The organism is Actinomyces sp. Z16, from assembly GCF_003111765.1.
GTDB classification, from domain to species: Bacteria; Actinomycetota; Actinomycetes; order Actinomycetales; family Actinomycetaceae; genus Actinomyces; species Actinomyces glycerinitolerans.
Genome location: NZ_CP027862.1, coordinates 865,763 through 879,571, shown reverse-complemented (window position 1 = coordinate 879,571; position 13,809 = coordinate 865,763). Strand labels below are relative to the sequence as shown.

10 protein-coding genes, 1 tRNA gene and 1 pseudogene are annotated in these 13,809 nt (G+C 67.5%); 1 reads left to right on the top strand and 11 read right to left on the bottom strand.

Annotation, left to right across the window (positions count from 1 at the left end; translation table 11 throughout):
- Positions 1 to 255: 255 nt before the first annotated feature.
- The 11 genes and pseudogenes from rplL to C3B71_RS03470 all read right to left on the bottom strand — a co-directional run bounded on the left by rplL (position 256) and on the right by C3B71_RS03470 (position 12,392).
- Complete coding sequence (rplL, locus tag C3B71_RS03520) at positions 256 to 645, bottom strand: 50S ribosomal protein L7/L12 (protein ID WP_073327570.1); 390 nt, start codon at positions 643 to 645, stop codon at positions 256 to 258.
- A 79-nt stretch (positions 646 to 724) separates the two neighbouring features.
- A complete protein-coding gene (gene rplJ, locus C3B71_RS03515) occupies positions 725 to 1,246 on the bottom strand; it encodes a 50S ribosomal protein L10 (RefSeq protein WP_073327571.1) in 522 nt (173 codons plus the stop codon).
- Positions 1,247 to 1,530: 284 nt separating this feature from the next.
- Positions 1,531 to 2,976, bottom strand: coding sequence for a hypothetical protein (locus C3B71_RS03510; RefSeq protein WP_146752441.1), 1,446 nt, complete (start codon positions 2,974 to 2,976; stop codon positions 1,531 to 1,533).
- Between the two features lie 317 nt (positions 2,977 to 3,293).
- A complete protein-coding gene (locus C3B71_RS03505) occupies positions 3,294 to 4,607 on the bottom strand; it encodes a hypothetical protein (RefSeq protein WP_146752442.1) in 1,314 nt (437 codons plus the stop codon).
- Positions 4,608 to 7,164: 2,557 nt separating this feature from the next.
- Positions 7,165 to 8,901: a hypothetical protein gene (locus C3B71_RS03495; protein WP_234416080.1), complete on the bottom strand. Its 1,737-nt coding sequence runs from the start codon at positions 8,899 to 8,901 to the stop codon at positions 7,165 to 7,167.
- Positions 8,902 to 9,067: 166 nt separating this feature from the next.
- Positions 9,068 to 9,616: pseudogene (locus C3B71_RS16325) on the bottom strand (serine/threonine-protein kinase); the annotation flags it as partial.
- 161 nt (positions 9,617 to 9,777) lie between these two features.
- Positions 9,778 to 10,467 carry a 50S ribosomal protein L1 gene (rplA, locus tag C3B71_RS03490; RefSeq protein ID WP_073327583.1) on the bottom strand — a complete coding sequence of 230 codons (690 nt, stop codon included), beginning with the start codon at positions 10,465 to 10,467 and terminating at the stop codon, positions 9,778 to 9,780.
- Positions 10,468 to 10,546: 79 nt separating this feature from the next.
- The gene (gene rplK / locus C3B71_RS03485) at positions 10,547 to 10,978 is read right to left on the bottom strand and encodes a 50S ribosomal protein L11 (protein ID WP_073327584.1); all 432 of its coding nucleotides are present in this window, start codon (positions 10,976 to 10,978) and stop codon (positions 10,547 to 10,549) included.
- A gap of 194 nt (positions 10,979 to 11,172) precedes the next feature.
- Positions 11,173 to 11,919, bottom strand: a complete 747-nt coding sequence (nusG, locus tag C3B71_RS03480; RefSeq protein WP_073327586.1) for a transcription termination/antitermination protein NusG — start codon at positions 11,917 to 11,919, stop codon at positions 11,173 to 11,175.
- A 71-nt stretch (positions 11,920 to 11,990) separates the two neighbouring features.
- Positions 11,991 to 12,224, bottom strand: coding sequence for a preprotein translocase subunit SecE (gene secE / locus C3B71_RS03475; RefSeq protein ID WP_083565331.1), 234 nt, complete (start codon positions 12,222 to 12,224; stop codon positions 11,991 to 11,993).
- Between the two features lie 95 nt (positions 12,225 to 12,319).
- A tRNA-Trp gene (locus C3B71_RS03470) sits at positions 12,320 to 12,392 on the bottom strand.
- A gap of 174 nt (positions 12,393 to 12,566) precedes the next feature.
- Here C3B71_RS03470 and C3B71_RS03465 point away from each other — a divergent pair.
- Positions 12,567 to 13,781 (top strand): pyridoxal phosphate-dependent aminotransferase, encoded by a 1,215-nt coding sequence (locus C3B71_RS03465; RefSeq protein WP_108966197.1) that lies wholly within the window; start codon positions 12,567 to 12,569, stop codon positions 13,779 to 13,781.
- Positions 13,782 to 13,809 lie beyond the last annotated feature (28 nt).

The following is a 13,809-nucleotide window of genomic DNA, read 5'->3' as shown; positions in this document are numbered from 1 at the left end:
ATCCACGCCGAGACGGTGTTCCTCCTTGCGATTCCCGCCACAATCCCGCATACTGCCCCACTCCCCCGGCGGCACAGCTCTCCCAGCACCGACCCTGCCTACGGCCCCGCAATCCAGCCGCAGCAGCTGCACTGCCGCAGGCCCGTCGTGGGCGTGATACGGCGTCGCCCCGACCACGCGTGGGTGGTCGGGGCGACGCCGGTGTTTATGCGGTCCCCCGGCGCCGGCGAGGTGCCGACGCCGTCGGGGACGAACTCACTTGAGGGTGACGGTGGCGCCGGCGTCCTCGAGCTGAGCCTTGGCCTTCTCGGCAGCGTCCTTGGCGGCGCCCTCGAGGACGGCCTTGGGGGCGGCCTCGACGAGGTCCTTGGCCTCCTTCAGGCCGAGGGAGGTCAGGGCGCGCACCTCCTTGATGACCTGGATCTTCTTGTCGCCAGCGGACTCGAGGATGACGTCGAACTCGGTCTTCTCCTCCTCGGCGGCACCGCCGGCAGCAGCACCGGGGGCGGCGGCGACGACGGCAGCGGCCGGGGCCGCGGCGGTAACGTCGAAGGTCTCCTCGAAGGCCTTAACGAAATCGGACAGCTCGATGAGGGAGAGCTCCTTGAAGGCCTCGATGAGCTCGTCGGTGGTCAGCTTCGCCATGATGGGCGTTCCTTCCTGGAAAAGGGGTCCTGCGCCGTGTCTGTGCGCAGGGCGATTTTGGGTTGGTGGTGGACGCGGCTCAGGCCGCGGATTCCTGCTTCTCGCGCAGGGCGTCGACGGTGCGGACCGCCTTGGAGGCGGGCGCAGCGAACAGGTACGCGGCCTTCGACAGGGACGCCTTGATAGCGCCCGCAGCCTTGGCCAGCAGGACCTCGCGGGACTCGAGCGAAGCGAGCCGGTCGATCTCGTCGGCGGTCAGGGCGTTGCCGTCCATGACGCCGGACTTGATGATGAGGTTCTTGTTGTCCTTGGCGAAGTCACGCAGGGCCTTAGCGGCCTCGACCGGCTCCCCGGTCACGAACGTCAGGGCGGTGGGGCCCTTCAGGTCGTCCACAATCGCTTCCAGTCCGACGCGACGGGCGGCGATGGATGCCAGCGTGTTCTTCGCCACGGTGTATTCGGCGTTGCCGGCGAGCGAGCGGCGCAACTCCTTGAGGTCGGCGACGCTCAGCCCACGGTACTCGGTGAGCAGAACGGCGTTGGCCTCACGGAACTTGTCCGCCAGCTGTGCAACAGCCGCGTCCTTCTCAGGCCTTGCCATGGGCCCTCCTTCCGTGGTCTGCCACAGGTTCCGGCACTGAAAAAGCCCCGCGCCGGTGGGCACGGGGCTCGTCACGGCACTCGGAGTGCACCGATAGCCGTTGGGCTCGTTCTCACCTGCGCCGGCTCCGCGTGGCGCGGACTTGGCCCCGCTTGCGCGGGAGACCTGCGGTCTTTGGCGGACCCGACGATACACGCCGCAACCCCACGCGACGCAAGCCCGACGACGATGGCCCACGGTGCTCTTGGTCACGCCGACGCCGAACGTGGCAGGCGCCGACCCGCTCAGGCGTCGACGACGGGAATGTCGGTCAGGCGGGCGGCGATCGGCTGACCGAGGGCGTTGGGCCCGCCCGGCAAGTCGAGCGTAACCGTGTCTCCACCCACATCCGGCCAGACCACGGGGATAGAGGTTGTCCAGTCTGACGGAACAAGCGCCCCAGATGCACCCCAGGTATTCGTCACCGGTGTGTTGAGGCCAATATGGTCCACATAGGCCACTGGCAGCCTTCGAGCGTCGCCCACCAGCAGGGTCAGGTTGCAGGCGTGGCCGATTCGGCCGTTCCAATATGCGCATTGACCCGAGTCCGGCAAGAGGAAGGCGCTGGCGGGCAGTGATTGTTCAGCGCTGAGGGAGACCGTACCCACGAGGAATTCTCCAACCCGCACCACCTCATCCAAGGCCAGGTGGGCACGCACGCCTTCGACCTCGATGTCTACGCCCTCGGCTCCGGACGCGACGGGCACACCTGTTCCCAGCCCGAGTTCGTCTTCGGCTACGTCTGCCGCGACGCGCTCGGCCGGATCTTCCGGCGTCGCCCTCGCTTCCACTCGGTAGTTGTAGTAGAAGAGCAGATCATTGTCAGGGTCGCCGTAGTCCACGTTCCGTTCTTGCGAATCCTCCTCGCCGGACACCGCAACCTCCCACCGACTCAGGTCGGTCAGTTCAGCCAACCGGTCCGCTATCGCCTGCGCCTCTGCCCGGGGCCCGCCCTCGTGCGTCGTGTAGTGGAAGTAGGGGGCCCGGAACGGCTGGTGCCCGGTGAGCTGCAGCTGACCACCAGAGGGATAGGACTCGAGTTGCCTCACGAGGGGTGCCATGACCTCGTCGGCATCACCAGACAACTCGACCGCCTTGGGGTCGTCGGGGTCTTCGTCGTTGAACAGTCGGTCGCCGAGCATGCTCACGACAACGGCCCCAGAAGGATCGCTGGAGACAGCGGTGTCTGCCGACCAGTCTCCTGCCACTGTGAGCGAAGTGATTGGGAATGGGCCGTCCCCGTTGTTTCGCAGCCACTCATTCTGCTCCGCTAGACTGACTGCCCTGTCCACCTGCTCCGAGGTAAGAGCGGCCCCACCGAGATCCACCACGGGCACGTCTATGGCCGTGCCGACATTGGGGAGGAACACCTCGACCCTGTCGATGTCACTGTTCACCGCGGCGAAAACTGGATACAGCTCAGCCGCATCATCTGCAGAGATGTAATAGTCCCCGGCATATGAGCTGTGGCCCAGCTGGGGGAATGCAAGCCCATTCGCCAGGGAGAGCATATGAATGCTCCACATATTGCCGAAGCTGCCGCCCCACCCTCCGAACAACTCGGTTACGTCAATCTCATCAGTGATGTCAGTACTGATCATCACTCTCACCACAGTGAACTCGTCCACCACCGCGGCGGGCCCCACTTGGACGGTCAAGGAGGCGCCCGCGTACTCAGTCTCAAGCACCACCGGGGCCGCGGTCGGCGTCGGCGATGCCCCGTCATCAGCCGTCGAATCCCCACCCACCGTGCAACCGCCAAGCACCCCACCCAGCACGGCCGCCGTCGCACCGAGCAGCACGCCGCGGCGGGATGGTCCATGGGGCGTGGAAGTGCGCCAGGCGGAAGCGGACCGCACCGCAGACTGAGCGTGGGTATATGAATTCCGCTGGGGCATTACTGGCTCCTTTGCTTCGGCGTGGGAACACACCGACCCTAACCGGCCGGCGGCGTGCGTCGCCATGGGGAGAGCTCTCCCGCAGACGCCCCGATCGGTGGCCTCATCCCCTACGCCTCGACGACGGGTATGTCAGTAAGGCGAGCGGTGATCGCCTCACCCTCACAGTTCGCACCACCCGGCAGGTCGAGCGTGACCGTATCCCCACCCACGTCCGGCCAGATCACCGGAATCTGAACCAGATCGGCAGGAAGGACGTCGTCGCTCATGTAGTTAGTGAGCGGCACGTAGTCGTTACCACCACCAGTTTTCCAGTACTCCGCCGGCAGCTGCCTGACGCTGCCATTGAGCAATGTCAGGTTGCAGGCATAGTTCAGGCAGTCACCCCAGTGAGCCCCCTGGGCGGTGTCAGGGAGTAGGAAGGCGCCCTTGGGGTACACGTTTACCCCGAGGGTCTCCTCTACCCCCAGCATCACCGTACCGACCAGGAAACCGTCTACGCGAATGACCCGTTCCATGGACAGGGTCAGTTTCCCCCATTCGCCCACAGTGACGGTGACACCCTGAGCGCCGTTTGCGACCGGGCCGGTCGCCTGCGGCTCCGCATCGCCGACGGCGGCGTCCGAAGTATCGCCCTCGGTTGGATCGTTGGGGACCAGCACGACCTCGACTCGCCGGTTGATGTGCGCGAACTCCTCGTCATACAGCCAGGTCCCGAGGCTGCTGTGCCTATCGAGACGCGGCGTACGGTAATCGCCACCTTCAATCGACACCTCCCAGTGCTCCAGGTCGGCCAGATCAGCCAATCTATCCGCGACCGCCTGAGCCTCCGCCTCGCCCCCCTCAACATCGCCGTCGTAGTTGTGCTCTGTCTCATGCCCGCATACCGACACGGTGCCACCCGAGGGGAAGGACGCCAACTGCTTCACGACGGCGGCGAGCATGTCATCGGCTCGCTCGGAAAGTTCCGGTTCAGCGGTGCTGTCGTCGGAGAAGAGCAGGTCGCTCAGCAGGGTGACCGTGGTCTGGCCGTTGAGCACCGCCGTATCCGACGATCCGTCACCCGCGATGGCAAGGGATCCGATGGCGAAAGGGTCAGTTTGCAAGGGGTATTGGTTTGTGAGCCCCGCGTCGTCGATTATCTCGGTCACGGGGAAGTCGACCTCCTCCGAGGACACCACTGGTACTCCCAGGGCAACCCCGAGGTTAGGTAGGAAGACCTCCACCTCACGTACGTCAGGGTCCACCGCACCGAATACGGGGAACAGGTCCAGCGGCTTTCCCTGAGCCACCCCGTATCGCCCGACGGCGGACTTCAGAGTCAATTCCAGATAAGCCTGATCCCGAGCGAGCGACAACATGTAGATCTGGGTCATGGCGAGCGAGTCTTTGGGCGACGCGAAGACACCCGCGAGGTCCATCATCTTCTGAGAGTCGGTGGCGATTCGCAGGCGCACAACCGTATACCCGCCGTATGACGCTGCAGGGCCCACCTGCACAGTCAGGATTGCGCCCCTGTACTGCGCGTCCAAAGTGACGGCCTCGGCTGTGGCTGCCGCGGTAGTACTCCCCGTGTCTGGAGATCGATTTCCCGCCGCGCAACCGCTGAACAGCCCGCCCAGCGCAACCGCAGTCGCACCGAGCAGCACGCCGCGGCGGGTCATCCCGCAGGACGTGGAAGCGCGTGAGGCAACAGTACGCGGCGCTACAGATGGCATCACGGATTGGCCGTGGCTGCTCGAAGGTCGACTCAGCATCGGGGGCTCCTTCACTGCGGACGGGAACACACCGACGCTAACCGTCCGATGAAGCCCGCCACCATAGGGAGGACTGCCCCGCTTGCGGCCGCCAAGGGTCTCGCTCCCTGCGTCTACGCCTCCACGACCGGTATATCGGTCAGGCGAACCGCCAGATGCTGACCGAAAGCGTCATCCTCACCGATCATGTCCATGGTCACCGTATCCGGCTCTTCGCGTTTGTGGGTGTGGTGGTTCGGGCTCGCGGTTGGTCGTGTTCGGCGCGCTGTTCGGCGCGGACGGGTCCGACTTGGTGGTCGTGTTCGGGACGATGAGGTCGTGCTCGGGCGTGCGGGAAACGAGGTCGTGGGTCCTGCGCGGACGTTCTGAGGCTGACGACGACGTCACCGGCGGCGGGGATGTCCTCGGGGCGGTGCCACGGGCGTGGAGCGAGTGGGATCGAGGCCAGGGCGCGGTCGTTGGGTACGCCCCTTCGGCCTCTGCTACGCCAGTTTGACCTCCCCAGACCCCTTCAGCAGACACCCAACCGGCGTAGTAAACAGGCGCTTCCGGTTTGCGGGTGTGAGGTCCGGCCGGGGCTGTGGTGTGGGGTGGTGGTTGGTGCGGTGCGGTCGTGCTCGGGTCGGCGGGGACGTCGTCGGGCCGCCTAGGACGCTCTCCCGGGAGGCGTCCTCGAGGGCCGGGGCGTGTCCTCTAGCAACCCCGCCAGGCCATCCAGGCCGGCTCGTCGTGCTTGTGGATGTGGCGGCCGGCGTGTCTCCGGGCGAGGAAACCGGTGAGCCTGCCGGTTCACCACGGTGACCATCGCCCAGCTGTCACTGATTGCACCACTTTACCTGCCCGGACGCGAGCCACCTAGCGCACATCGTTGAAATCATGCGGTTCTGTCGACCAAGGTTCCGGCATGTCCCAGCAAAAGTGGTGCAATCTGTGACAGCTGGGAGCACCATCGAATGCTCACGGGCTCTGCGGATTGTGGGTGTGGTGGTTCGGGCCCGCGGGTGGTCGTGGTCGGGTGCGCTATTCGGCGTGCACCGGCCCGGCTAGGTGGTCGTGCTCGGGCGCGCGAGGTCGTGCTCGGGCGTCCGGGCAGCGATGTCGTGGGGCCTGCGAGGATGTTCTGAGGCTGACGACGACGTCACCGGCGGCGGGGATGTCCTCGGGGCGGTGTCGCGGGCGTAGAGCGAGTGGGGTCAAGGCCAGCGCGCGGTCGTTGGGTACGCCCCTTCGGCCTCTGCTACGCCAGTTTGAGCTCCGCTGAAGGGCCCAGAACCCTTCAGCAGACACCGAACCGGCGTAGCAGACCACGCCAGCGCAAAGCAAGCCGACGAACCTCCTCCCGGCTCCACCCACACCCCCAAACGCGAAGCGCCCCGTATCCTCCCCCGTGTCCGGCCATACCACCGGGAGACTACGAACATCATTGGCCACCATTGTTCCCGAGATGTAGCCGGCCAGCACAATGCTATTTTCATCGGAGTTAATGAAGTCGACAACCAAATGCCGGGAGTTGCCCTTCAAAAGCGTGCAGCCTGAAGTCGCATAAGACGACCACATCCTAATGAAGAGCAAATCATCAGGGATCTGTATCAAGAACAATGGAACGCTCACCTCTTGCTCGGAGGAGATCTTGACCGTGCCGATCAGGTAGCCCGCATACCTAGTGTCGTGTTGTGTAAGTCGTTTGTGGTGGTGGGTCGGTGCTGGCGATGTGGATGATGGTCTGATAGCGGATGGCGAGTTCGTCGTATCCGGCGGCTACCGGGCCCCAGCTTGAGTGGGCTTGGTGTGCGCCCGACGAAGGGGGCGAGTGGGACCTGCACCGCCCCGTTGGACCGCCCACGCCCCGTTGGACCGCTGTAACCGGCGGCTACGGCGGTCCAACCGGGGAACAGGGGTCCAACCGGGGAACAGCGGTCCAACGGGGGAACAGCGGTCCAACAGACAGGCTCAAAAACCACACACCGCCACCCAACCGCGCACCGCCACCCAAGCACTTACACAACCGGACCTAGACCGCCCCGCGCGGCGAAGGCCTCCGACGACGCAGGCGCCGCCAGCCGCAGAGTCGAGGGGTGATGACGCCGAAGAACCAGGCAGAGGCCACGGCCCTATCGCGGCGGCTACTCCCTCGCCGGACCAGGCCTCCACGGCGGCTTCCGGGCAGATGCCCCGTTCCGTTGGCCCGGTGGCGCAGGCCTGACCGGCGGCGCCCAGTCTCGGCTTACTTGCCCACGACGGCGTGAATGACCAGGTCGTCTCCCTCGGCCACCAGCATGCGCGGGGCCCCGGCGGCCTTGCCGGCGGCATTGTCCGACGGCGGCAGCACACCCACCAGGGTGCCGGCCGCCTGCCAGAGCTGCTCGCCGTCGTCGAGGTCGTAGGCGATCACGTTGTCTCCGGTGGCGTCCGTGCGCGAGGAGGGCTGCCCCATTGTGAATAGCACACCTTCGTCTTTGCCGATGAGTCCCTCCGGGGTGATGACGCAGGCCTCCCCGTCGGTGCGCTCCGGAACGTCATAGCTCGCTCCGTCGGGGCCGGTGACGGTACAGTCGATCGTATTGAGCGTGAGCCCGGCCTCGGCGCTTCGGCCGCGCACGTGCACCGAGCTGTCAGCGGCAGCGCTGCGCAGCAGCTCCACCAGCTGCTCGGCACTCACGGCGTCGGAAAGCACCCAATCCGAACGGGTACCGGCCCCGTCCACGGTGCCGACCTCGGTGCCGGTGGCGTCGTAGACGGTCACCGCCTCGCCATCGACCTTGTAGAAGGCCTGCGTGCCAGCGTCGATGCCGATGCCGCCAGGCAGGGAGGAGTCGAAGTCGGGGGCGTTCTCGGCCGCCTCGGACAGGAGTACCTCCCCGGTTTCCGCGGAGAGCACGAGCAGCCGCTCGGAGCCGGTCTCGTAGGTGACGATGAAGCCCGCACCGATGCGCGCCTCGCGGAAGCCGCCGTCGCGGCGCCACACCTGCTCGCCGTCGGCGTCCATGGCCACGAGCGAGCCGGAGTAGCTGCCGTCGAGCACAATGGCGGCGCTTCCCGTGGTTCCCAGCTGCTTGCGCTCGTCGAACGCGAGGACACCGCCGGCCTCGGTGCCGTCCAGGCCGATCAGCTGCCCGGTGTCGTCCTGGACGCACAGGAAGGTCTCGCTGGTCCAGAAGCCCGCCGAGTCACAGTCGCCGGACCAGACCGGGGCCTGGCCCGCGGCGTCCAGGTCGTACAGCGACCAGTGCTTGTAGCTGGTCTCCGCCGCCAGGGCACCGTGGTCGGGCGCAAGGCGGTACTCATCGACATCGGTGATTCGCTGCAGCTCGATCGTGTCGGCCTGTGCGGGCAGTGCGGCTACGGCGGTGGGACCGGGCGCACCCGCGGTCCGGTGCCGCCAGACGATCACCCCGCCGACGGCGACGGCGAGCACGACGACCGCGCCGATTACACCGAAAAGCGCGCGCCTGGGGCGGCGGCTGCGTGGCACTGGTCGGGACACGGCTCCAACATTCGGGGGCGCCCAGTCGGCCGGCGGGGCGGGCGGCTGCGGGGCGCCGGCGAACCGGGCCTGCGCAGCGGCCTCACCTGCGGCGGGTGCGGCGGATGCGGCGGACACGCGTGTGGGCTCGCCCGCGGCGACCGCCGTCGGCGGCAGCGCCAGCGGGGCGGTGGGAGGAGTCCCGGCCTCGGGCCCGGCCGGGCCCGCCTCAGTCGGAGCCATCGCCGAACCGGGCAGCGCGTCGTCGGCCCACAGGTAGGGCGCGGCCGCAGGAGCGGACGGCGGGGGCACGGTCAGGCGGCGAGCGGGGGCGCAGCCCGCCAGCGCGGGAGCGGCCATTCGCAGTGCAGCGGCGACCTCGCGGGCACTGGGACGGGCGGCCGGCTGCTTGGCGAGCATGCGCTCCAGCACACTCCACAGGGCGTCGGGAACGCCGTCTGGGCGGCCGGGAGCACGGCGGGCGTGCTGCGCGAGCACCTGGGAGGGGCACCGACGAACGGGGTGATGCCGCAGGCGGCCTCGTACAACAGCACACCGAGGGAGTAGACGTCGGCGGCCGGCGTGGGGGCGGCGGGATCGAGGATCTCGGGGCCATGTACAACGGGGTGCCAATGGCGCCGGTGGCGTGGGAGGAGGCGACCGTGTCACAGATGCGGGCGACCCCGAAGTCGGCGAGTCGGGGCGTCCAGGCGCCCTGACCGACCACGGTGTCATCACCGTCGGCCGGATCGGCACTCCCGCCCGGTGGGGAGATCAGCACGTTGGCGGGCTTGATGTCGCGGTGGACGATGCCGGCATCGTGAACGACGGCCAGTCCGCTCGCGAGCATGGCCCCGACCCGAGCCACCTCGGCGGGTGACAGCACCCCTTGCTCATTGAGCAGCCCCCGCAGGGTGCCGCCGCCCACATAGTCCATGACGATGGCGAAGCGGCTGCCCTCAATCACCATGTCCTGCACGCCCACGACGTAGGGGGAGGACACCCGCATCAAGGTGGCGCGCTCTCGGATGAAACGCTCGACGACGTCGGCGTCCTCCAGCAGGTCGGCGCGCAGCAACTTGACCGCCAACGGAATGCCGGGGGCGTCGTTGCGGTGGGCGAGCCACACATCCCCTTGCGCGCCCCCGCCGATGCGTGCGTCCAACACATAGGCGCTGCCCAGGCGTTGGGCGGCGGCGTCGATCGGGGGCATGGGTGTCTCCTCGGGGTAGGGGGCAGGCCGGGCACGTGGGCGCACTGGCCCGGCCTGCCCGGTGCGGCCATCCTAAGAGGAAAGTCTGGTTGTGATGACGGACGGGCCGGTCCCGTCTGGGAACCGGCCCGTCGATTCAGCTGTCTGTCAGCCGAAACGTCTCAGAGCTTGGCGACATCCATGGGGATGCCGGGACCCATCGTCGTGGCCATGGTGGCCTTGAGGATGTAGCGGCCCTTGGATGCGGACGGCTTCAGGCGCTGCACCTCGTCCAGAGCGGCCTGGAAGTTCTCGGCCAGCTGCTCCTCGGTGAAGGAGGACTTGCCGATCACGAAGTTGAGGTTGCCGGCGCGGTCCACCCGGAACTCGATGCGGCCGCCCTTGATGTCGGCGACGGCCTTGGCCACATCCATGGTGACGGTGCCGGTCCGGGGGTTGGGCATGAGGCCACGGGGACCGAGGACGCGGCCGAGGCGACCGACCTTGCCCATCAGGTCGGGGGTGGCGACGGCTGCGTCGAAATCGGTGTAGCCGCCGGCGACCTTCGCGATGAGCTCGTCGCCGCCGACCTCGTCGGCGCCGGCGGCAAGGGCCTGCTCAGCCCGCTCACCCTGCGCGAAGACGACCACGCGGGCGGTCTTGCCGGTACCGTGCGGCAGGGACACGGTGCCACGCACCATCTGGTCGGCCTTGCGGGGGTCAACGCCCAGCCGGAGAACGACATCCACGGTGGAGTCGAACTTCGTGACGGACGTCTCCTTGGCCAGCTTCACAGCCTCCGCCGGCGTGTAGAGGATCCCGGACTGGATCTTCTCCGCGGCGGCGCGGTAAGCCTTACTGCGCTTAGTCATCTGCTTCTCCTTAGCAGTCGTGGTGAACGGGCCGCGCAGGCCCTTCCACGCTTATTGGTTTGGGGAGGTTGGCCTGGATTCAGGCCTCGACGCTGATGCCCATGGAGCGGGCGGTGCCGGCGATGATCTTCGCGGCGGAGTCGACGTCGTTGGCGTTCAGGTCACGCATCTTGGTCTCTGCGATCTCGCGCACCTGGGCCTGGGTCAGTGAGCCGACCTTGTCCGTGTGCGGGGTGGCGGAGCCCTTGGAGACGCCTGCGGCCTTCTTGATCAGTTCCGCGGCCGGCGGGGTCTTGGTCACGAAGGTGAAGGAGCGGTCCTCGTAAACCGTGATCTCCACCGGGACGACGTTGCCGCGCTGCGACTCGGTGGCAGCGTTGTAGGCCTTGCAGAACTCCATGATGTTCACGCCGTGCTGACCGAGCGCGGGGCCGATCGGCGGGGCCGGGTTGGCCTGGCCGGCCTGGATCTGGAGCTTGATCAGCCCGGCGACCTTCTTCTTAGGAGCCATGGGTAATTCGATCTTTCTTGTCCGGAATGCTGCACACCTGCCGTGCAGCGGGTTCATGCGTTGGTACGTGGGCACGTACCTCGCACGCGAGCGCCTATCTTAGACCCGCGTGCACGCCCATGACCCCGCCGGTGGGCGGTCTCACAGGCGCTGCGCCCTCGCCCGCGGGTCCTTAGGACCCGCGGGCCGGGCGGTCAGATCTTGGCGACCTGGTTGAAGGCCAGCTCGGCCGGGGTGTCGCGGCCGAACAGGGAGATGAGCACCTGCAGCTTCTGCGTCTCGGGGTGGATCTCCGAGATCGTGGCGGGCAGCGACTCGAAGGGGCCATCGGTGACGATGACGGACTCCCCCACAGAGAAGGCCACCTCGTAGACCTGGCCGTCGGCGGCAACCTGGGTGGCGGCGCCCTCCTCGGGGGCGGCGGTGGCTGCGGCAGCCCGCTTGGAGGCGACCTCCTCGGGGGTGGGGCCGAGCTGGGAGACGGCCTCTTCGAAGGTCAAGGGCACCGGGTCGTAGCGGTCGCCGACGAAGCCGGTGACGGCGGGCGTGTCCTTGATGGTGCGCCACACCTGCTCGGAGGTCTCCGGGTCATCCAGGTCCATGCGCACGAACACGTAGCCGGGGATGCGGACCCGCGAGACCTCCTTCTTCTTGTTGCCGTTCTTGATCTCGATGACCGTCTCCATGGGGGCGACGGCGTCGAAGACGTAGTCCTCCAGCTCGAAGTTCTCCGCGCGCGCCATGATGTCCGCGGCGACGCGGCGCTCATAACCGGAGTAGGTGTGCAGCACGTACCACTCGCCGGGCAGCGAGGACAGCTGCTTGCGGAACTCCTCGACCGGGTCGACGTCGGCCGGCTGCTGCGGCTCGACGGCCGACTCGGCGGCGGGGGCGGCCTCGTCGACGACGGTGGGCTCCTCGGGGATGTTCTCCTCGGACACGGTGTTTCTCTTTCCTCGGACTGAATCTGACGGCGACGGCGACTGGTGGAAACGGGGACGGATCGGGACGGTCAGGCGAAGGCCCACATGACGAGCCGGTCGAAGATCGCGTCGAGCACCCCGGTGAACAGCATGATCGCCAGGATGAATACGACCACCACTGCGAAGTAGGTCCACAGCTCGTTCCGGGTGGGCCAGACCACCTTGCGGAGCTCGTCGATCACCTGCCGGAAGTACAGGGCGATGCGGGAGATCGGGCCGCGCCTCTTCTCCTGCGTGCCCTTGGCGACGCGCGTATCGCTCATGTTCTCTCGTGATCCTCGGGTCGACGGTTCGGTCACGCCCTGGCGGGCGAGAAGACGGAACCGACGGGATCTCCCGACAGATCCGCCGTTCTCAGCAGGGCAGGCGGGACTCGAACCCACAACCGCCGGTTTTGGAGACCGGTGCGCTACCAATTGCGCCACTGCCCTTCAGCGGCAACCCATCTTGCCACACGGACCGCCGATTGCGGAACTTCAGCCGCGTGGGCTGCGCCACGTCCGCGGCTCCGTGCCCGGCCTTGCGGGCGTGAGAGCCTTGCCACCTCGCGCCGCATAGCGGGACAGCGGCACCGCCCTACCGCGGTGTCATGAGAATATCGGCGCGTGAGCACTGCACCTAGAAGCCGAGTCTCAGCCCGTCTGGCCGCCATCGCCCCTTCGGCGACCCTCGCCGTCGACGCCAAGGCCAAGGCCCTGCGCGCAGCCGGCCGGCCGGTCATCGGGTTCGGCGCGGGCGAACCGGACTTCGCCACCCCGGACTACATCGTCGATGCCGCCGTCGCCGCGGCCCAGGACCCGGTCAACCACAAGTACTCCCCCACCAAGGGGCTGCCGGAACTGCGCGAGGTCATCTCCGCCAAGACACTGCGCGACTCCGGCTACCTGGTCTCCCCGGAGGACATCCTGGTCACCAACGGCGGCAAGCAGGCCGTATTCCAGGCGTTCGCCGCACTGCTCGACCCGGGCGACGAGGTACTCATGCCCACCCCTATCTGGACCACCTACCCGGAGGTTGTGGCCCTGGCCGGAGGCAGCACCGTGGAGGTGTTCGCCGGAGCGGACCAGGAGTACAAGGTGACGGTGGAGCAGCTGGAGGCCGCCCGCACCGAGCACACCAAGGTGCTGCTGTTGTGTTCACCGTCGAACCCGACCGGGGCCGTCTACACCCCCGCCGAGCTGACGCACATCGGCCAGTGGGCGCTCGAGCACGGCATCTGGGTCGTCACCGATGAGATTTATGAGCACCTGCTGTACGACGACGCTCAGCCGGCCCACATTGTGGCGTTGGTTCCCGAGCTTGCCGACCAGACGGTGGTGCTCAACGGCGTCGCCAAGACCTATGCGATGACCGGCTGGCGCGTGGGCTGGATGATGGGCCCGTCGGACGTGATTCGGGCGGCCACCAACTTCCAGTCGCACCTGTCCAGTAACGTCGCCAACGTCTCCCAGCGGGCGGCCATTGCGGCCGTGGGCGGGGACCTGTCGGCGGTCGCCCATATGCGCACCGCCTTCGACCGGCGGCGGCAGCTGATCGTGTCCATGCTCTCCGAGATCGACGGCGTGCAGGTCCCCACGCCCAAGGGCGCCTTCTACGCCTACCCGAGCGTGGAGGGACTAATCGGGCGTTCGCTGCGCGGGCACGTGATCGACTCCTCGGCTACGCTGGCCGACCTGCTGCTGGAGTATGCCGAGGTGGCCGTGGTGCCAGGGGAGGCCTTCGGCCCGTCCGGCTTCCTGCGCATGTCCTATGCCATGAGCGACGACGCCATCACCGAGGGCGTCGCCCGCATGCAGCAGCTGCTGGCCGAGGTCGATTGACGGCCGCCGCGGCCCTCTCCCGCCAGGG